This is a genomic window from Bradyrhizobium nivariense (assembly GCF_029846695.2).
Taxonomy (GTDB): domain Bacteria; phylum Pseudomonadota; class Alphaproteobacteria; order Rhizobiales; family Xanthobacteraceae; genus Bradyrhizobium.
Genome location: NZ_JARWCR020000001.1, coordinates 378,495 through 396,900 on the forward strand (window position 1 = coordinate 378,495; position 18,406 = coordinate 396,900).

Here is an 18,406-nt window from a genome sequence, read left to right on the forward strand (position 1 = left end):
ACAAAATCCCGCAGATTTGTATTTTGGGGAGTCCCAGCGCGTTCAATTTGTGATTCATTGCGTCGCATGGATGCCGATCGCGACGCTGTTCCGGATGACGTTACCGCTCTGAGGGAGGCGTTGGCGATGGAGCGCGCGAGGGGGGTGGAGATCGCGGCTGAACTCGCGGTCGCCCGCGCGAAAGCATCGGAAGACGAAGCGCTGATTGCTCAGCAGAAGCTGCAGATCGCCAAGCTGAAGCATCAGATCTACGGCCAGCGGTCGGAGCGTTCGTCGCGCCTGATCGAGCAGTTGGCCTTGACGTTCGAAGAGTTGGAAAGTGACGCCACTGAAGACGAGCTGGCGGCAGAGCACGCCGTGGCGAAGACGACGACGGTGCGTGGATTTACGCGCAAGCGCGGCGAACGCCAGACGTTCCCTGAGCATTTACCGCGCGAACGAGTGGTGATCGACCCGCCGACGGCTTGCGAGTGCTGTGGTAGCAATCGTCTGCGGAAGCTCGGCGAAGACGTGACCCGGACACTGGAAGTGGTGCCGCGCCAGTGGAAGGTGATCGAGACGGTCCGGGAGAAGTTCTCCTGCCGCGACTGTGAGAAGATCAGCCAGGCGCCGGCACCGTTCCATGCGATCGCCCGGGGATGGGCTGGCCCGAGCCTGTTGGCCATGATCATGTTCGAGAAGTTCGGTCAGCATCAGCCGCTAAACCGCCAGGCCGAACGCTACGCTCTGGAAGGCGTGCCGATCGCACTGTCGACCATGGCGGATGCCGTTGGGGCGGTCTGTGCGTCGCTGGATCCCCTGCTGCGCCTGGTGGAAGCCCATGTGATGGCGGCCGAGCGGCTTCATGCCGATGATACGACCGTCCCGGTGCTGGCCAAGGGCAAGACCGACACGGGGCGGTGCTGGATCTACGTCCGCGACGATCGGCCGTTTGGCGGCGCGGGCCCGCCGGCAGCGATGTTCTACTACTCCCGCGACCGCAAGGGTGAGCATCCCCAGGGGCATTTGGCCCGGTACGCCGGCATCCTGCAGGCCGACGCCTATGACGGGTACAATCAGCTCTATCTGGCCGGGCGCCAGCCCGGACCGATCCGGGAAGCTGCCTGCTGGTCGCATGGAAGGCGCTCGTTCTTTGCCATGGCTGACATCGAAGAGAATGCGCGGCGCAAAGGCGCTGGAAAAAAGGAAATCCCGCTCTCTCCGATCGCGATCGAGGTCGTGCGGCGGATCGACGCGCTGTTCGAGATCGAACGCTCCATCAATGGCAGGAGCCCCGAAGGGCGTCTGGAGGTGCGACAGACGCTGAGCCGGCCTCTGGTCGAGGACCTTCAGGTCTACATGCGCGAACAGCTCGCCAAACTGTCTCGCGGTCACGACCTGGCCAAGGCGTTCAACTACATCCTGAAGCGATGGGCGAGCTTCACGCTGTTCCTGGAAGATGGACGCGTGTGTCTCTCCAACAATGCCGCCGAACGGGGCTTGCGAGGCATCGCTCTTGGACGGAAGTCCTGGCTGTTCTGCGGATCTGATCGCGGAGGGCGGCGCGCCGCAGCCATGTACAGCCTCATCGTCTCGGCGAAAATGAACGGCATCGACCCGCAGGCCTGGCTTACGGATATCCTCGCCCGGATCGCCGCCCATCCGGCTCATCGGCTGGACGAACTTCTGCCTTGGAATTGGACGCCAGAATCAGCGATCTCCGCTCGAGCGGCATGACCACTCACGTCGACAAGGTCCATCACGTCACCACCATCACCCAGGTCGCCAAGGACCTCGGCGAAGACGAAGATTGGCTGTGGGACATCGCCAACGAAATGGAGATCGAGGACAGCGTCATCTGGGTCTATGGCGTCGGAGAAGACGGCGTCCAGACGTTCACCGACTTCGGAATCGAAAACCTCATCGAGCTGATCAGGTTCTACAAAGAGAACCCTGGACTGCTCAAGCGGTAACCCTGCGGCCTACGCCGAATGGATACGACTAGTCGTCCCAGGCGGGGTAAGAGTGACGCCTAATCACTACCGTGCGATCGCCATCGCGATCATACCATCCATGAATGCCAGCCTCGATCATGTGCATAGAAGTGAGCACGCGGACCGTAGTAGTGGTCGGAAGCGGCCGTCTCGCGCGCCCAATTTGGCGACGGCGGGCTTGCATCAGTTCGTTCCCCATCCGGAACGCGGTGAAGGAAAGTCGCGGTCGTCGCAGATTTGCAAACTGCACGCCCGTTCGAGACACTAAGCTCGTCCATTGAGACAACCGAAAAATATTTCGTGCTTACTTCAATATGATCAGGCGGGGGCGAAATGTATGATGTCTATCGCAATGACAAGCGCTTATAGGGCGCGGCGTGGCTCCGTCATGATAGGCCGAGAGACGCTGTTAGAGGCACAGCATATCTGAGAATATCGAGTCAATGGAGTCATTGGTGGCGGCTTTCCGCTCGGTGATCGCGGTTGTTGCTGCTACGTCGGACCTCCATGCGCTGCGGAGCCGACGCCATGAGGCGGTGCCGCACGCCTTCAGGCTCGGGCTGGAGGCATCGTGTCAAAGCCGCGCAAAGATGCATCAGCGGGGCTCGGACTTTGGCGGCGGCGATGCTCATCGGGTTTTTACCGCCGCGCAGAACTGTTCCGTGACCGCCGTCGTTTCCTCGGCGACGTTCCAGCCGTTCGTCTCGGCGTTTTCCTTGGCCAGCTTATGCTCGATCTCAAGCATCTTCTTGGTAAGCGCGTACGGCTTCCAGTCGGCCTTGGACAGCTTGGCGGAGGTGTTCGCTCCACAGACGTTGTAGGCAATCGCTTTCTGCACATTAGTGCTGACGTGGCTCATGTGGTCCTCGACCACGGCAGTGACGCGCGCCTTGGCGTATTGGCTGTTGGCTGCGATGAAGTCTTTGCAGAAGGCGACCCGTTGACCTCCGTCGCGGGCCTTGATGTAGGCCGTCTGCGTTTCGTAATGGAGGCGGTAGGCGAGTTTCTCAGCGTTCGGCTCAGATTTCACCGCTTCAAGCATGGCGCGGTGGTCACCCGAGGTGGCGTCATTGATCGTGATGTCACATACTCTGGCGAGGGAGAAGACCGGAACGTAGGCCCGCAACTTGGCTTCCAAGACATCGTTGGCGTGCGCAACTGGTGCGAACAGGCTGGCGGCGATTGCGAAAGCAACGAGACAGCGTTTCATTGGTGACATGCTCCGGATCACCGGACAGTAAACGGCGGCGGGGTACTTACTGCGCGAATTCCTTGGGCGGCACTCGAGCGGCAGCGTTGATCTGGATCATGCCTTCCGGCCTCCCTCGAAAGGGCCTTTACCGCTGCGGCGTCAACGACTTGATGAAGCGAGCAGTAACGCCCTGTCCTCGGTCATCGAGCGGTCGATCGCCGCCGATACCGTCTTCCAACCTGCCAGAGGCAATTGTCCGGCGAAAACTCGCCAGTCGGATCGGCGCGCACGAGCAGGTGCCGCCATGACGGTTTCGGATGAACATCGCGGTAGAAAGCCCGGAACTTGGCCCACCGTGTAAATCGGCGTGGGGTCCCGACGCGATCGGCGAGCTAAAGCATTGATCCAGCAAGCGGCGAAGGGGTCAATCTTGAACGCCTGTTCACAATGGATCCTGGGCTCGCAACTTCGTCGCGCCCCGGGATGACGATCGTAACTCCCCTCCTGCGACCGTTCAGTTGGCGGCGCGGCGCAGGAAGGCCGGGATATCGAGAATAGCCTCATCGGGCGCATTGCGCGCAGCGGTGCGGCCGTAAGGATCGAGCGGCCGGTCGGCCGCGTGGCGCGCATATTCCGGAGCCGCCCTTGCCGGTTGCCCCACGGGCTGTCGCGCTTCGGAGCGGAGCGGCGGGCTTTCCACTTCCGGAAGGGGTGCACTGCGCTCGATGCGATCGGCGATGCGGCGGCCGTCGTTGCGCAGCCTGCCCGCGAGCTGGGCGATGGCGGTTTCCACCGGTTGCGCCTGAGACGCCGGGTCGAGATTATCGATTCCGGTCGCTACCACCGAGACGCGGACGATACCGTCGAGGCTATCGTCAAACGACGCGCCGACGATGATGTTGGCGTCCGGGTCGGCCTCGTCGCGAATGCGGGTCGCAGCTTCGTCGACTTCGTACAGCATGAGATCCTTGCCGCCGGTGATGGAGATGATGAGGCCACTGGCGCGCTTGATCGAGGGATTCTCGATCAATGGATTGGAAATCGCGGCCACAGCAGCGGCAAGCACGCGCTTCTCGCCGGAGGCCTCACCCCGTCCCATCATGGCCTTGCCCTTCTCCTTCATGACGGAGAGGACGTCGGCAAAATCGAGATTGATCAGGCCTTCCTTGACGATGAGGTCGCTGATGCAGGCCACGCCGGAATAAAGCACCTGGTCGGCAAGGGCAAAGGCACCGGCGAACGTGGTCTTCTCGCTGGCCACCCGGAACAGGTTCTGGTTCGGGATGATCAGCAGGGTGTCGACCGTCTTCAGCAACTCCTCGATGCCAGCTTCGGCAAAGCGCATGCGGCGCTTTCCCTCGAAGTAGAATGGCTTGGTGACCACGCCGATCGTGAGAATGCCGAGCTCGCGCGCGATCCTGGCGACGATGGGGGCAGCCCCGGTGCCGGTGCCGCCGCCCATGCCGGCCGTCACGAACACCATGTGTGCGCCAGTCAATTGATCGCGGATCGTATCGATCGCCTCTTCGGCTGCGGCGCGTCCCAATTCCGGCTGCGAGCCGGCGCCGAGGCCTGCGGTCACCTTTGTGCCGAGCTGGATGAGGCGTCTCGCCTTCGACATGGCCAGCGCCTGCGCGTCGGTATTGGCGACCACGAACTCGACCCCTTGCAGCCCGGCCGTGATCATGTTGTTGACCGCATTGCCGCCGGCGCCGCCGACCCCAAACACGACGATGCGGGCCTTCATTTCGTGGATATCAGTGGTGCCAGTCATTTTTCCCTCGTGATTGCTCCGGCAAGCCGGGGATGGAGATGAGGATCGAGTGCTACCTGCGAGTCGCGCGGTCTGCTTCCACGATCGCAGCGACCAGACGTCCCAATCGACGCGCGGCTTGTCCCGCGATCGCGCCGCCGGCGTGGCGACCGTTCCGCAGAACCGCCACTTCGTCTTCCAGTAGTGCCGCCCACGCATTGGCGGCCGTCGTCTCGGCGGCCGCCTGCGTCAGCTCGACGGCGAGGCGGTCGGCGCGCTCGCGCTCGAACATTGCCCTGTAGGCGGTTGCGACGGCCTCGAGCCGCGCGACCTCCGCCCTTGAATGCCTCGATCTTGACTGCTTCGATCTGTGCCAGGGAGGCATCGATCGGGTCTGCCCGGCGGCCGCGTCGTGGGCGGGTGTGTACCGGAGCTCGGAGACATCAACGCTCACCAGGGCCTTGCCGTCCTCCGACCGCGAGCGCGGCAACCGGCGGCGTCTCGCAAGCGAACGCGCGGCCTCTCGGGAGACATCGAGGCGGTCACCCAGATCGGCGTACGTCAACAACTCAACGCACATCGGCGCTTCTCCTGGAGCGAACCGGGAAGGCATTTCGAGCTAATGATGGCTGGACGATTACCGCAGGCTAGGCCGCGTTGGTTAATGGACGGTTAACGCGCGAGCGGCGCGGTTTACGAGTGCCGTCACCGTGCCGACCCGGGATCGCAAGACACCATCAGCCGCGGCGACGTCCTGTCCGTCTTGCGCTGGCAGCGATAGAGCTTCAGGACGTTGGAGATGTTTTCGGAGCTCTCATTGCCGGTGCCGTCACAGCAGATGACGAGGTATTTGGGCTCGGGTTTCGGTGCGTGCTCCACGGGATGCGCCTCCGGGTGACGCTACCGCGGCGATTATAGCGGAAATGGATGGCAGCGAGGAGACGAAGGCGGCGTCGCCGGCATGGTGCCCGGTGTATTATCTGTTGACATTAACCACTTGTTAACCATGCGGTCGGCTAATGTGGACGGGTGGGGGATCACCATGTCGGCCCATGTGACGCGACCGAAGTTGATGCCTGTTTCGGCCGATCCAGCCTTTCGGTCGCTCGACCGGCTGGCGGTTCGCGCCAAGGCCGTCCTGCAGACCAAAACGGCTGTCCTACGGAGCAAAGCCATGTTCGGAAAGGACGATTTAGTGGACAATCTCAGCCGCGATCTTGATCGCGCGCGCGGAAGACGCGATGCACTCGCATCCGAAGCCACGACCCTGACGGCCCAGATCGCCGAAATTGAAGCCCGCCTTTCGGAGGAGAAGACCAGGCGGGAGCGTGATCGCGTTTTGGGCGAAATCGAAGCGATAAAATCCCGAATCAGGCAAGCCGCCGGCGCGTTTGCACCCGTCGTCGATGGTCTCTCCAAGGCGATCGAGTCGGCTGCTGCAGTTGTGCCCGAGGCTCGCGAGCTTAATAGTTTCCTGGTGTCGGTGGCGACCGAAATCGACAGTGTGCTCGATCCCCTGCTGCGCGAACTGGATCAGCGCGCGGATGCGGTGCGAGTCGGCCACGTAGCGCTGGACCTCCCGAGTTCGTCCAATGAAGCTCCCATCGAGCTGCCGAAAGACGGCAACGAACGCCTGCTTCGCTTTCCAGCATGGCTGTCTCGCGACAAGGAGACGGACAAGGAAACAGCGGAGAGTCCGCGCAGCACGGCAGCGTGAACCTGGCGGGTGGCGTCCTTGCGGCGCATCCTTCGAGACGCCCCGCCCCAAAACTCACCGCTGCGCGACCGAGTCGCATCGTGCGAGGCAGATGCTGGGTCCATTGCCTAGGGTTGGTGCTACCGGCCCCAGCGTCGAGTTTACTAGTATGCTCTTGGCAAGCTCTGATTGGTTAGGACCAGTCGCTCACACTGTCCGTTCCCAGGTTCGAGTCCGTGCGGATCATTGTGCGGCGTTCGTTGTGCCGCTGAGGCGGTTGCCGAGGTCTGTGACGTGCTGGACTCGATCGGGGATGCGTGCCCGGAGTGTCACTCAGAGCTCGGGTAGGCCATCTACTCATAGGTCGAGTGCTGCCAGTCAAGTTGGCGCGGCCGAGCAGCGTCGCAGGGATATCGATGCCGAGCGCCCTGACCTTCGCAAACATCGGAATGCTACCGGTCTTCAACCCGGAGGTCTGCAACGGGTGGTCATTAGCGGACATCGCTGAGCGCTTAGCGTACGTCCGCTTTAATCAACTCGTCAGCCCTCGCGACCAAATGCTGAGGAACAGATAGGCCCATTTCTTTGGCAGCTTTGAGGTTGATCGCAAGATGGAATTCGCTCGGCCCTTCGACGGGCAAATCACTTGGCTTTGCCCCGTTGAGGATCTTCTCGACGAAATATGCGCCCCGGCGCCATATTCCAACAATTGTCGGACCATAGGCAAGCAGTCCGCCGATCTGCACCCATTCTCGATATTCATGGGCGTTCGGAATTTTGTTTTCTATTCCGAAGTCGACAATCCTCTTGCGATCAAAGACGAACATCGGATCGGTGACAGTAGTCATCGCATCAATCATCGTATCCTGCGTTTTGCGCAGGATTGAAGCAAACGCGACCTCAAATTCCGGCGGTGAACGAACTTCAAACGGCTGCGCTTCAATTCCCAATTTTTCAAATGCCGAAGAAATACTGTTGAGATGATTGCTGGCGTAAGAGGGAAGCGGATTGTAAAGAACTGCCAACCGCGAGAGTTTTGGAACAATTTCTTTCAAGAACTCGACACGTTTGACATCGCGATCAGGCGAGAGATTGTCGATACCCGTAAGGTTCCCGCCGGGATGTGAAAGAGACGAGTATAATTTGGTTTCAACGCCGCCGCGGCTCGAGAGCACGACAATGGGAATTGTCGCAGTAATCTTCCGCACCAAAAGTCCGGGGTAATTTCCCACAGCCACGATCACGTCCACATTCTGCCGGACGAGATCGGCAGCCATCTCGGGCAGAAGTTCCGAATGTCCTTTTGCCTCCCGCCATTCGATGGTGAGATTGTTGCCCCCCGAATAGCCGCGATCACTTAATTCGCGAACGAAGCCGTTTACCCAAGGATAGCTGCTCAAATTAGCCGTCAGATATCCAATTCGGTAAATCTTTTTAGATTGCTGCGCTTGAGCCGCCTGCGGCCATACCGCAGCGCCGCCGAGTGCCGTTATGAAGTCGCGCCGCTTCATGTCCGATGCCTCCGCAAAGCCCAGAGACAACCTATCACTCGCCTCAAACTAACACATTGGGACCGGCTGGCTTTGACCTCTGCCACAGAATCTCGAGTAGGCCAGCCAGCCGCGCGAGGTCCGGTCCGGGTCCACAAGCGGTCCTCGACCGGATGCGCACGGCAGGTCGGCTATGGGCCGATTTGTTGCAAAAGTCGGTTGCAAGGGATCGGGTCGTAACTCAAGCCGGATTCTTCAGGAACTGGACTTTTTGGGGAGAGTTATGGGCCGATGAAGCCGGCGAAAACATTTAAACAGCAGGCTCGTGTTGCCGAGAAGGCCGCTCAGGAGACGGCGGACGAATTCGTCTCTCGACAGATGAAGGCTCTGGCTGCGGGTTTTAGAGCCCAGGCGAAAGTCCTGAAGAAGAAAAAGAAGAAGAAGGGCGCATGACGAGAGAATCGCTCGAGCACCAGGCCGACTGCGCCGAAGCCCTCGCCGCCCAGACGGCAGACGACGAACTTCGCGAGACTTTTCTGAAGGCCGCCCGGGAATACCGAGAGCAGCTCAAGACCGAGAACATGATGCCCCGCCGAGGCGCTGTTCGGACAGCCCCAACCCACCCGATGGGCTGGGTCGCGATACCGGGCTCTCCGAATAGACAGGCACCCGGCGTTAAGCCCGTGACCCAGCGACCCATTAGGAACAAGGCCGACAAGTCGGAATTGCCGGTCTGGGTGTCGGCATCCCCCTGCCGCCACTGAAAGCCCCGTGGCGCCGCCGCTGCTGTGAGGCTTTTCTTAAGGAGCCATGCATGAGCGACCGGACCGGCAATGAACCTGCACCCTTGGTGCTTTTCGGTTTGGCAATCATCCCGATCATCGCGGTATTGGCGTGGCTCGCTTCTTAGGGCTTTGAACCTTTTCCGCGATGGCGCGTTTTACATTTGAAGCGCCCCTAAGCTTCCCCCCATCAGAAAGCCCCGCTCCCCCCAGGCGGGGCTTTCGCTTACGCAGCGCTGCATCAACTCACCGCAATTTTCAAGCGGCCTTTGGGTTGACCACTTTTCCCCTTAAAGCAGCCTAGAAGTGGGCAGGGTTTCGAGGAGGCACGATTGCCGAAAACCCTAGTGGAATTCAGAGCGCGGGAGTATTTGCGTACATTGACCGAGACGACACCGCGTCACGGGGCGCGAGTTTCTGAAATAAAAAGTGAAAAGAATAGCGGGGATATTCCTCAAAGCTGACTTGATCTCTCCCTTCGCTGGCTTTCTTAGCGCAACTTATTGATGAGTAAGTAGTGATGACTGATCAGCAGTTAGCCTTGGAAGCGATCAGCGACGCGCAACTCATATTGGAAGAATTCCTTCAGCCCCACCCCAAGGACAATGCGCGTATCCTTGAACACTTGGTGGAAGTTCTCGAACGGCCTGCCTTGATCGTTGCTGTAAGTCGATTGCAGCAACACGGCAATTGAGCGCGCCCATGAGCAAACCGCTTCAAGCGTTTTCTTTGACCGTTGGCATTGTTGCGCTCTCATCGCTCGAAATGACCAGCCTGCATGCCATGCAACAATGCAGCGCCGCAATGCCGCCAAATCCGCAAGGGCAATGGTGGTCCTATCGTTTCATCGATGGACGAAAATGCTGGTACGCGGGCAAACCCTTGCTGTCGAAAGCATTGCTCGAATGGCCTATAGAGCAGCGTCCCGAACTCGGTTCTCGCGGAGAAGCTACAGGTATCGTCATTGCTAACAAGCCCGGCAATCCTTTCGATGCACAAACGTTGGCATTGAAAAAGGGGTCTGACACGTTTGAAGAGCGATGGCGTGCTAGGATCTCCAGCTCCAACCCTGCGCACGACTGAACAATACTAAAGCACATGCCCATCTCTCGCGCGCGCTAAAGCCGCCGTACCGCTAAGCCTTGTGGTGGCAACCACCCCCGTAAATTTCCCAAGTGTTGGCAACTAGGCGCTCTGGTTAAGTGGTCGGCGAGTTTTGAGCGCAGCACCATGAAAGCACCGAAGCCAAAGCAATGGGCCGAGCGAGAGGTCCAGCAACTGTTCAAGCTGGAACGGACGGGTGCTGGCGTATCGAAGATTGCAGCCGAGCTGGGCCGTCACGCAGGATCAGTGAGGCGAATGGCGCGAACGAGAGGGATACTGTTGAAGAAGTAGCCGTCGAGGAAGCTCGCATGCCCGCCCGAATGAGCGCTGCGCGGCTGATCCCGCCGATAAAAACCATCGTTGCCTGGGATAGACTTGCGATCTCATTCCGCGCAGTGCCGCTCGCGAACGTAAGTGCCGCCGCCCAATCAAGCGGCCGTCGCACGCGCAAAACAGATCTAGAGCTCGCGTGGCCATCAGCCCCGGTTCGCGGTTGCCGCGAGATACGATGCTCAGCTAACGCGAGGCGTAGTAACTCTGCCGCTGTTGGGAGGCACTTTCAGGGAAGCCACGGATCGATGACATCTGGGCGGGCGTATATTGCCTGTCCATCTTTCTGCTCGATGCAGCTCGCCCGCCGGATTGACGTATAATCATTTCTTGTTCGATGGTGATGAGCAGCTAGCGCTTCGCTGTGGGAAGCGGAACATTCTTCCCGTTGGTTTGAGCCGCGGTGCCCGGGTCACGCGCATGGAGCGACTGCGCCGGCATATTTCGAAACGGTTGAATGCGGATGGAAGAACGAACGGCTGGCAGTCGCGCCTGCTGCCCAGCTTACTGACGGAATGCCGGGCTGTCGCGTTTCTGTCAGCGATATGGCCGATCGCGAGCCGCGCGTGACCGAACCGAAAATGACGCGCATCGCGGTAACGTTTCCGCACCTTGCTCGCGCCCTGCCCCCAAAGAATAAGGCCTCGGGACGCAACCATCCCGAGGCCAAGCTTCAGTTCGCGACAACTTTCTTGCGCTTTTCCGGTTCAACGTCGTCTCCGATGTAACCATCGTGGACATCCTGAGCCCGAGCATAGTTCGGCTGATATCGAACGCTGGCGTAGTGCGACGCCTTCTCGGCCTCCGCAGCCCGTCTTCCGAGTTCGGCCGTATCTCCGAAACCGAGAACCTGCCGCGCCAGTTCGGTGAGGGGCCCGTCGACCTGGTATTCCGTCCGCTGCATCGTGAGCAGATTGATCGGGTAAAGCGGCGTGCCGTTGAACTTCTCGAACATCTCGTGGCGGTTGCCCCACTCGGTCAGGAAGCGCTCGCTGATCTGACGGAAGATCCTGATCCGGTCCACGGCGCTGATTTCTGCGCCGCGCAGCGCCTCTGCGAGCTTTGGACCGATATAGGGATGGTCCAACTCCTTCTTAGTTGGTTGAATGACCACGCCTCGACCGCAGAAGTCGATCAACATGTTCACCATCTTGTGCTGATTCTCGAGATAGTAGGCCCGCCCAAAATCGATGTAGATGTTGTTCGGCTTGAACAAGCCGCCGGGGGTCGCGAAGCCGGTTTCTTCTGCCGCGATCATGAACGCGCGACATGTCTCCCGGAAACGGATGAGCTCAGCGAGCTGCGCCTGCACGACAGGGCCGGAACTGGTACCGAGCGATTGCGTCAGAAGCAATGCAAGGCCGACCATCAGCTCGGCATGCACGCAGTGCCGGATCTGGGTTTCGAGATGAACCCAATCGAACTGGCGCTGCGGGTACCATTTGGCGTGATCCGGATTTCCGACGTGCTGCACCTGAGACCAAGGAATGAGCACATCGTCGAAGTATACCATCGCGTCGAGCTCGTCCCCGATGGTGGCAAGAGGACGATCGTACGGATCGGCGTCCGGTTCGGCATTGGACTTACGTGCGACGACCGAAATGCCCTTGGTTGCGATGGGAACCAGCGCGTAGATGGTCTGTTCTGGGATCTGCCCCGGTCGCCAGAGATTGCCTATCAAGAGGTGATTTACGAACGGGACCGATGTGCCGATCGCCTTCCAGCCCCGAACTAAAATGCCGTCTTCCCGTTCCTCGAGGATCTTCAGCATCGGCGTTTCAGCCATCGCGTTGTCGCGCCCGCGATCGAATTGCACGTCGAGGAACATCGGCGAGATGGCAAGATCCTGGGTGGTGACCTCATCCCATTGGCGCTGAATATTGCCGGACAGGTCGCGATGCTCGCCCTTGAAGCGGGATCCTTCTGCCCAAGGCTTTTGGTCGTCGACCTGGGTGAACATAACCACGTTCATTCCCGCCGGCGGCCGCGTGAAGATGCCGCCCTTGAAGTGCCGGCACAGGAAATCCGTGTATTTCCGGCGGCGGATCACGTCCTCCTTGTTCCGCGGCAGAAACCAGTGCATTGACTGACGGCTGCCGTCCTTGTCGACGAACGTCGCAATCTCCTGGTTCTTCGGATCGAGATGAAGATCGTAGTATCCCGCGATCGCGGTCGCATATCCCTTTGTCATCGGATGAGCGGTAACGTCTTCGATCAGCTCTCCGCCGACATAGATCTTCCTTCCGTCCCGCAACGACTCCAAATATTGCTTACCCGTTCTCATTGTCATGCTTCCCTTCAGCCATTGTTAAGTTGACGTTGGAACGAGGCCGCGTCCCAGTAATCTTCGCTGCGACTGATCAGGCCATTGCACAGTTCTAAGATGTGCACGCCGCGCAGCGCAATTTTCTGGCCGCGCGGGGCCACAGGGCCCATTTGAGTCTGCAGGGTGGCCGTCAAAAGATAGGTCACAGCCTGGCGCCCATCCGCGCCGAGAATTTCCGTTTGGGGCTCCCAAATCGCGTCGGGAAACCAGCCGAAGAACTTGCCAAGTCCCGCAGCAATCTCGTCGGGGCCGGTCTTCGGGCGGCCCTGCGCGATGTCTTCGTGCGTTCCGTCCGCAGCATAGAGCTGTGCGACTGAAACCGGGTCGTGCTGGTTGTACGCATCGTATAGGTTGCCGGCGATGCCCGCGATCCTCATGCGCCGGCTCCCTGGCAGATCGAAGCATCGTCAAGTGCGACGCCCCGAAGGTAGCGTCCCTCTCCGTAAAGAAGTGGGCGGTGACTTTGGGATGCCAGCACCCCCTCGATGGCGGCTATAACGACAAGGTGGCTGCCGACACGCCGGACGTCGCTCGCCGTGCAGTCGAAGGTTAGTATTGAGTCGCGAAGGACAGGCATGGTTACGCGCTCCGGCAGAGAAGATTGCGGAAGGACGTGACCGTCGAGAAATTTGTCTTCGCCGGCGCGGGAGCAGAGTTTGGACAGGTGAAGCTGGGTCTGACTGAGCAGGTTAACGGCGAAGCGGCTATCGCGCGAAATATCCGAAGCGGTTACCGTCCGGCTGTTAACGCAGATCAGGATCGTCGGAGGATCCATGCAGACCGGGGTAAAGGCGCTAACCGTCAGGCCCCAGGGCCGACCATCGTGCCGTGTCGTTATGACGGTGACGCCGCCGATAACCCGCCGCATTGCGGCCCTGAATGACTCCGCATCCGGACCGCCATTGACATCCCAAACTGTCGGATGGATATCCGAACGAAGTTCGTCATGGGTCGACGGCGCTGCCGCTGACTTGATCATTTCTCATCCCACGGTCTGTTTGTTGTCGCCGGAAGATCGCCGGCCGCTTCCTCGATCAAAACGGTACGTTCGACCTCTCGCCGCGTCTAATCGATATTTGGGATTCCAAGTATCGATCCGGTGGATGCATGAGCCGCGAGAGGCCGCACCGATCCAGCATTGCTGACCGATATCGATTGCGGCCCGATGCGTTCTCTCGCTAGTCTATGGCGAGCGCCGCAGCCGAAGAGGAGCATCGAGGTGAATCTTCGTAACATCGATCTGAATTTGCTCGTCGTGCTGGACGCGCTGCTTAGTGAACGGAACGTCAGCCGCGCCGGGCGACGTATAGGTCTCAGTCAATCCGCGATGAGCGCGGCACTCTCCCGTCTCAGGGAGGTCTTTCATGATCCACTTCTCGTTCGCGTCGGTCGCGAACTCGCTCTCACGCGGAACGCGAACGATCTGATCGTACCCATTCGAGAAACCCTGGGACGGATCGAACAAACCTTGCTCCAGCGACCGGCGTTTGATCCGAAGGTCGACACGAGAACATTCTCTATCAGCGCATCTGACTATGCCGGCCTTGTGCTGCTGACCCACTTTGTCCGGACCATCGCAGTCGAAGCGCCGAACGTTACGGTGCATCTTTTGCCGCGCTCCCGGGACGCCGCACGCCTCGTCCAGGCCGACCAGGTGGATATGATCATCGAACCGAGCGAACTTTTTGGCGAAACCGCATTTCCCTCGAGCCCACTAATGACGGACCGGTGGCTTTGCGCCGTAGACGCGAAAAATCCTCATGTTAGGAAGAAAGCCATGACTCAAAAGCAGTTCTTGGAACTGCCCCATCTGGTCTACGGCATCGGGACCGATCGCCAGCTGAACTTGGCTGACCAGCATCTTGCGGGAATCGGCGTTAAGCGACGTATCGACGTCACGGTCGAGAGCTTCCTACTCGTTCCGTTCCTGCTACAGGGGACGCAACTGGTCAGCCTCATACTTGAGCGAGCGGCAAGGCGTCTCGCCCAAACTACGCATATCAAAACGCTCGAACCGCCATTTGATCTACCCGACATCCATGAGACGATGTACTGGCATCCGCGGCACACAACCGATACCGGACATCGCTGGTTGCGCGAACGGTTGAAGGCAGTCGCGGCAGCTCTCGACAAGGCGGACTGACGTTCCGCCACCGGTGACGAGACTTTTGATGAATGACTGGCCGTCGGTTGGACACTCGGTACGCAGTCATGCTTGGCCGCCTAGCGGGAGGGTGAGCGCCGCGCCCAATTAGTTCCACGAACACATCGACCGCGCGAATAGAATTGCTCTCGTCGACCCAATCATCGAGGCATTCCGGCAACAGCGTCGTCTGCTGGCGATCCGCCCCTTGAACGAAACCCCGCATCACTTCCCCCGCCGATTCAGCAAGGAATCATAGCATCGACGGGGTTTTCACACAGCCTGGACCCTTCGTCAGCCCGGACGCTTCGGTCATCGCGGAGGTTTCGTTGATATCCATGCGGATCTCCTGCTTCGGCGTCAGGCCGACTTTCGCCGCGTCCCTGCTGCCGGCTTCTTCGCGGCGGTCTCCTTGGCGGGCTTCTTGCCGGCGATCGGCATCAGCATTTCCTTCTGGCCAGCCCCCGCCTTTTTCGCCTTCCTTGCCGGCTTCTTGGGAGACTTGGTCTCGGCCGCAGCACCGCCGACACTTCGGCGGAGCGCTTCCATCAGATCGACGACGTTCTCGCCTTTCGGCCGGTCTTTCGGCACGATCGGCTTGCCGGCCCGCTTCTGAGATCGACCAAGGCGGTTTCGTACTGGTCCTCAAACTTATCGGGTTCGAAGTTGCCGGCCTTCTGCTCGACGATATGCCGGGCGAGATCGAGCATATCCTTCGTGACTTTGACGTCCTGGATTTCGTCGAAATATTCGGCCGGATCGCGGACCTCGTAGGGGTAGCGCAGCAGCGTCCCCATCAGGCCCTTGTCGAGTGGTTCCAGCGCGATGATGTGCTCACGGTTGGTCAGCACCACGCGCCCGATCGCGACCTTGTTCATCTCGCGGATTGTTTCACGGATTACCGCGAAGGCATCGTGGCCCACCTTGCCATCAGGTCGCAGATAGTAGGGACGGATAAGGTATCGCGGGTCTATTTCGGTTCGGTCGACGAACTCGTCGATCTCGATGGTCCGGGTCGATTCAAGCGCGACGTTCTCGAGCTCTTCTTTTGTGACCTCGATGAAGGTGTCCGTATCAACCTTGTAGCCTTTGACGATGTCCTCGTTGGCTACCTCGTCACCGGTATCTGCGTCCACCTTGGCGTATTTGATCCGGTGGCCCGTCTTTCGGTTGAGTTGATTGAACGAAACCTTTTCCGACTCCGAAGTCGCCGGGTAGAGCGCTACCGGACAGGTGACGAGCGAAAGACGAAGGAAGCCTTTCCAATTAGCGCGGGGGGCCATGGTACGCAGTACTCCGAAGTAAGGCGGCTGGGACTCAAGACGAACGCGAGACCTTGGTTCCGACAGCGTTGACGAGCCCACAAGAGGATATTTTTTAGGACGGGCCTCGACTCTTTTGTTCTTCTTATGTTCTATTTGAGGTATGACCGATCGACCCGCGAGTTGGCGCATGCCGACCCTAAAGCAGATTGAAAAAATGGCCGCTGTCGTTGGACGAAAGGTGCCGCCGCAGCCGGGATTGGCTCCGGACGATGAGCTGCCGCCGGAATACTGGCAATCGCTACTGGACGACCCGCGCGCCGAACCTCGGCCTGGCCCCTCAGCACGAGCGATGCGGCTGAGCCAAATGTCTCAGCACATTTTAAGGGTCGGGTGCCGTCGCTGCGCCAGGGTTGTCGAGATCCAGAAGGTAGATGCCACTCGCCTCTATGGTTCGGAGGCGCTCTGGCGAGATGTCGGACAGCGGCTGCTGGACAACACCTGCACCCAACGAACCGGGCGTCACGAGGAAGACGGCTGCTGGCCTGCGTTCGAGTAGTCGCTGGCGTTTGGGAAACTGGATGCTGCCATGGCACCGAAGCATCACCCGACGCCCCTGAGCGGCGGCGATTGCAAAGCGCTCGCCAAGGAGCTGGACCGGGCCCGCGCGAAACGATTCTCGCGGGGCAGGCCGCTGAAGCCACGCTGCGCTCATCCAACAGGCCGTCGTGAAGCACGTTGGCATCACCCCCGTGAGGATTGGAAATTTCCCGAAGGCCGGCTATCTGTGCCGGGTCTCTGAGCTGATCAAATATTGCCGCGTCGACTTCGGTCCGCTGACAGAGCGCAACCAGCCGCGGGACCGCGTCGAGATCCTGTCAGATGGCCGCTTTGCGGTGTTTCACGGCATTCAAGCCCTGATCGGAGAGGGCGGCATACCTCGTAGCGCTAGCTGTCTGGAGCGGTACATTGGCTAAACGGGGGCGCACTGAGGGCCTGACGCGCTGGGCCAAATCGCGGGCTGGCCGAGAGCACGCGCGCCGCAATGCCCAGACGAACCACAAGCGCTTTCGGGCGCGGCCACGGTGTCGGGCCAAGCGCCGCAATGGCGAGCTTTGCACGCAGCCTGCGATGAGCGGACGTAAGCGCTGTCGGCATCACGGCGGTCTCACTCCGGCGGGGAAGGCCTGGCACGTCGTTCAGTATCCGGACGCCTCGACACCCGCCGGCGTGGCGCGGTTCAACCGCAAGGTTCGGCAGCAACAAAGGTATGCCAAGCAACGCGCTGAGCGCATGGCGAAGATGACGCCAGAACAGCGCGCCGCCTATGAGGCCTGGCATCGGGCCCGCCGTCCCGGCGTCACGAGGGCCGCCAGGAAGATCGAACGGGAGCGGGCGCGCCAAAGTGCGGACGCGCGTCGTTTGATCGCTGAGCGGTCGCCTGAGGCGGTCCCAACTCCGAACTAGCACGCATCCCGGAAGCTCTGTCTGGCGCTAAGGCCGAATTGGCGCGGTTCGAGACCAGGCCCAAATCGATAGACCAAAGCAAAGGGGTGTTCGGATGGCGGCACAGCAGCCCGATAAGCCAACTCGTTCCGAAGCCGTCCGCCGCCTGGTCGAGATTGGACTAAAGGCGAAGGTAACCTAGCGTCCCCGCGTACCGTAGTTGCACGGAAACACCCCCTACACCCTTGCGCGAGCAATCAGGAAGCGGAATCATGCCCACTTTCAGATGGTTGTTTTCAGTGAGGGATCATCCCATGGGAATTTCGGCGAGAGTTTCTGCGCGCATATCTGCACAACTGAAGAAATATCAGAAAGTGTTAGCCACGGCAGCAAGGGCGATCGATACCTGATGTCTTACCGACCCCGTTTTTGCGGCAGTGGACTTCTCTAAGCCCTGATCTCTGCCGGCAACGTGAGTTGCGCCTGCGCCGGCTTCTGCCACACCGCACTCCATAGCCAAGGACCGAAAGCGCATTTCGTCAGCAGGAGTTCTGTGAATCTGATTGGCTAACCACTCAAATTCGAAAGTCTCGTCTGGAGTGAGCACAGCCAGAATGATTTGGCCGAGCCCGTTAGTACGGTAAGGAAAATTTCGCCACATCGGATGGTGCCACGGTTTGTAAGCACACTAGAAGGCTCCCGATCGCCGGCAACTTAACTCCCTTGTTAAGCTTGACGTCGGCGCTGCACGTTAATTCTGGAACGCGAAGATTTATGAACCTTGAACCGCCCCGGGTTTGCCGGAGGCTCCAACTCCTGAGAGAATGGAGCCATGACGAGCAAGACGACGAACAAGTTTTCACCCGAGGTCCGGACCCGAGCGGTTCGGATGGTTCTGGATCACGCCAG

At 59.9% G+C, this 18,406-nt stretch carries 17 protein-coding genes and 2 pseudogenes; 10 read left to right on the forward strand and 9 right to left on the reverse strand.

The window, feature by feature from the left end:
- The first annotated feature begins 66 nt into the window (after positions 1-66).
- Both tnpC and QCM77_RS01870 read left to right on the forward strand, forming a co-directional pair.
- Positions 67-1,716 (forward strand): IS66 family transposase, encoded by a 1,650-nt coding sequence (gene tnpC / locus QCM77_RS01865; protein ID WP_279681648.1) that lies wholly within the window; start codon positions 67-69, stop codon positions 1,714-1,716.
- Complete coding sequence (locus QCM77_RS01870) at positions 1,713-1,952, forward strand: hypothetical protein (RefSeq protein ID WP_279681649.1); 240 nt, start codon at positions 1,713-1,715, stop codon at positions 1,950-1,952. The genes tnpC and QCM77_RS01870 overlap by 4 nt, the downstream gene beginning before the upstream one ends.
- A gap of 649 nt (positions 1,953-2,601) precedes the next feature.
- Here QCM77_RS01870 and QCM77_RS01875 read toward each other — a convergent pair.
- The 4 genes and pseudogenes from QCM77_RS01875 to QCM77_RS01890 all read right to left on the reverse strand — a co-directional run.
- Complete coding sequence (locus QCM77_RS01875) at positions 2,602-3,183, reverse strand: hypothetical protein (RefSeq protein WP_279681650.1); 582 nt, start codon at positions 3,181-3,183, stop codon at positions 2,602-2,604.
- Between the two features lie 496 nt (positions 3,184-3,679).
- Positions 3,680-4,939 carry a cell division protein FtsZ gene (gene ftsZ / locus QCM77_RS01880; protein ID WP_279681651.1) on the reverse strand — a complete coding sequence of 420 codons (1,260 nt, stop codon included), beginning with the start codon at positions 4,937-4,939 and terminating at the stop codon, positions 3,680-3,682.
- Positions 4,940-4,991: 52 nt separating this feature from the next.
- Positions 4,992-5,498, reverse strand: a complete 507-nt coding sequence (locus QCM77_RS01885) for a hypothetical protein (RefSeq protein WP_279681653.1) — start codon at positions 5,496-5,498, stop codon at positions 4,992-4,994.
- A 137-nt stretch (positions 5,499-5,635) separates the two neighbouring features.
- Positions 5,636-5,797: pseudogene (locus QCM77_RS01890) on the reverse strand (phospholipase effector Tle1 domain-containing protein); the annotation flags it as partial.
- Positions 5,798-5,960: 163 nt separating this feature from the next.
- On the opposite strand from QCM77_RS01890, the gene QCM77_RS01895 reads away from it, so the two are divergent.
- Positions 5,961-6,635 carry a hypothetical protein gene (locus tag QCM77_RS01895; RefSeq protein WP_279681655.1) on the forward strand — a complete coding sequence of 225 codons (675 nt, stop codon included), beginning with the start codon at positions 5,961-5,963 and terminating at the stop codon, positions 6,633-6,635.
- A 491-nt stretch (positions 6,636-7,126) separates the two neighbouring features.
- On the opposite strand, the gene QCM77_RS01900 is transcribed toward QCM77_RS01895, so the two are convergent.
- Positions 7,127-8,125 carry an ABC transporter substrate-binding protein gene (locus QCM77_RS01900; RefSeq protein WP_279681657.1) on the reverse strand — a complete coding sequence of 333 codons (999 nt, stop codon included), beginning with the start codon at positions 8,123-8,125 and terminating at the stop codon, positions 7,127-7,129.
- A gap of 270 nt (positions 8,126-8,395) precedes the next feature.
- Between QCM77_RS01900 and QCM77_RS01905 the strand changes: the two genes are divergently transcribed.
- The 3 genes from QCM77_RS01905 (at position 8,396) to QCM77_RS01915 (ending at position 9,969) form a co-directional block, all read left to right on the forward strand.
- Positions 8,396-8,557, forward strand: coding sequence for a hypothetical protein (locus QCM77_RS01905; protein WP_279681659.1), 162 nt, complete (start codon positions 8,396-8,398; stop codon positions 8,555-8,557).
- Positions 8,558-9,406: 849 nt separating this feature from the next.
- The gene (locus QCM77_RS01910; RefSeq protein ID WP_279681661.1) at positions 9,407-9,580 is read left to right on the forward strand and encodes a hypothetical protein; all 174 of its coding nucleotides are present in this window, start codon (positions 9,407-9,409) and stop codon (positions 9,578-9,580) included.
- 8 nt (positions 9,581-9,588) lie between these two features.
- Positions 9,589-9,969 (forward strand): hypothetical protein, encoded by a 381-nt coding sequence (locus QCM77_RS01915; RefSeq protein WP_279681663.1) that lies wholly within the window; start codon positions 9,589-9,591, stop codon positions 9,967-9,969.
- Positions 9,970-10,993: 1,024 nt separating this feature from the next.
- Here the strand turns inward: QCM77_RS01915 and QCM77_RS01920 are convergent.
- Genes QCM77_RS01920 through QCM77_RS01930 form a run of 3 tightly spaced genes read right to left on the reverse strand, consistent with a single transcriptional unit; the run spans position 10,994 to position 13,625 of the window.
- A complete protein-coding gene (locus tag QCM77_RS01920; RefSeq protein WP_511337183.1) occupies positions 10,994-12,610 on the reverse strand; it encodes a 4-hydroxyphenylacetate 3-hydroxylase N-terminal domain-containing protein in 1,617 nt (538 codons plus the stop codon).
- Positions 12,611-12,618: 8 nt separating this feature from the next.
- A complete protein-coding gene (locus QCM77_RS01925) occupies positions 12,619-13,023 on the reverse strand; it encodes a nuclear transport factor 2 family protein (protein ID WP_279681667.1) in 405 nt (134 codons plus the stop codon).
- A complete protein-coding gene (locus QCM77_RS01930; RefSeq protein WP_279681669.1) occupies positions 13,020-13,625 on the reverse strand; it encodes a flavin reductase family protein in 606 nt (201 codons plus the stop codon). Before QCM77_RS01930 ends, QCM77_RS01925 begins: the two co-directional genes overlap by 4 nt.
- A gap of 240 nt (positions 13,626-13,865) precedes the next feature.
- On the opposite strand from QCM77_RS01930, the gene QCM77_RS01935 reads away from it, so the two are divergent.
- Positions 13,866-14,789: a LysR substrate-binding domain-containing protein gene (locus tag QCM77_RS01935; protein ID WP_279681671.1), complete on the forward strand. Its 924-nt coding sequence runs from the start codon at positions 13,866-13,868 to the stop codon at positions 14,787-14,789.
- 360 nt (positions 14,790-15,149) lie between these two features.
- Here QCM77_RS01935 and ku read toward each other — a convergent pair.
- Positions 15,150-16,072, reverse strand: a pseudogene (gene ku, locus QCM77_RS01940) (non-homologous end joining protein Ku).
- Positions 16,073-16,214: 142 nt separating this feature from the next.
- Here ku and QCM77_RS01945 point away from each other — a divergent pair.
- The 3 genes from QCM77_RS01945 (at position 16,215) to QCM77_RS01955 (ending at position 17,518) form a co-directional block, all read left to right on the forward strand.
- Positions 16,215-16,610 (forward strand): hypothetical protein, encoded by a 396-nt coding sequence (locus tag QCM77_RS01945; RefSeq protein ID WP_279681672.1) that lies wholly within the window; start codon positions 16,215-16,217, stop codon positions 16,608-16,610.
- 169 nt (positions 16,611-16,779) lie between these two features.
- Positions 16,780-17,028: a hypothetical protein gene (locus QCM77_RS01950; protein WP_279681702.1), complete on the forward strand. Its 249-nt coding sequence runs from the start codon at positions 16,780-16,782 to the stop codon at positions 17,026-17,028.
- The gene (locus QCM77_RS01955) at positions 17,021-17,518 is read left to right on the forward strand and encodes an HGGxSTG domain-containing protein (RefSeq protein ID WP_462804280.1); all 498 of its coding nucleotides are present in this window, start codon (positions 17,021-17,023) and stop codon (positions 17,516-17,518) included. The genes QCM77_RS01950 and QCM77_RS01955 overlap by 8 nt, the downstream gene beginning before the upstream one ends.
- Positions 17,519-18,406 lie beyond the last annotated feature (888 nt).

Coding starts and splice junctions, on each gene's coding strand:
- tnpC (WP_279681648.1), top strand. CDS start 67: ATGGATGCCGATCGCGACGCTGTTCCGGATGACGTTACCGCTCTGAGG.
- QCM77_RS01870 (WP_279681649.1), top strand. CDS start 1,713: ATGACCACTCACGTCGACAAGGTCCATCACGTCACCACCATCACCCAG.
- QCM77_RS01875 (WP_279681650.1), bottom strand. CDS start 3,183: ATGAAACGCTGTCTCGTTGCTTTCGCAATCGCCGCCAGCCTGTTCGCA.
- ftsZ (WP_279681651.1), bottom strand. CDS start 4,939: ATGACTGGCACCACTGATATCCACGAAATGAAGGCCCGCATCGTCGTG.
- QCM77_RS01885 (WP_279681653.1), bottom strand. CDS start 5,498: ATGTGCGTTGAGTTGTTGACGTACGCCGATCTGGGTGACCGCCTCGAT.
- QCM77_RS01895 (WP_279681655.1), top strand. CDS start 5,961: ATGTCGGCCCATGTGACGCGACCGAAGTTGATGCCTGTTTCGGCCGAT.
- QCM77_RS01900 (WP_279681657.1), bottom strand. CDS start 8,125: ATGAAGCGGCGCGACTTCATAACGGCACTCGGCGGCGCTGCGGTATGG.
- QCM77_RS01905 (WP_279681659.1), top strand. CDS start 8,396: ATGAAGCCGGCGAAAACATTTAAACAGCAGGCTCGTGTTGCCGAGAAG.
- QCM77_RS01910 (WP_279681661.1), top strand. CDS start 9,407: ATGACTGATCAGCAGTTAGCCTTGGAAGCGATCAGCGACGCGCAACTC.
- QCM77_RS01915 (WP_279681663.1), top strand. CDS start 9,589: ATGAGCAAACCGCTTCAAGCGTTTTCTTTGACCGTTGGCATTGTTGCG.
- QCM77_RS01920 (WP_511337183.1), bottom strand. CDS start 12,610: ATGACAATGAGAACGGGTAAGCAATATTTGGAGTCGTTGCGGGACGGA.
- QCM77_RS01925 (WP_279681667.1), bottom strand. CDS start 13,023: ATGAGGATCGCGGGCATCGCCGGCAACCTATACGATGCGTACAACCAG.
- QCM77_RS01930 (WP_279681669.1), bottom strand. CDS start 13,625: ATGATCAAGTCAGCGGCAGCGCCGTCGACCCATGACGAACTTCGTTCG.
- QCM77_RS01945 (WP_279681672.1), top strand. CDS start 16,215: ATGACCGATCGACCCGCGAGTTGGCGCATGCCGACCCTAAAGCAGATT.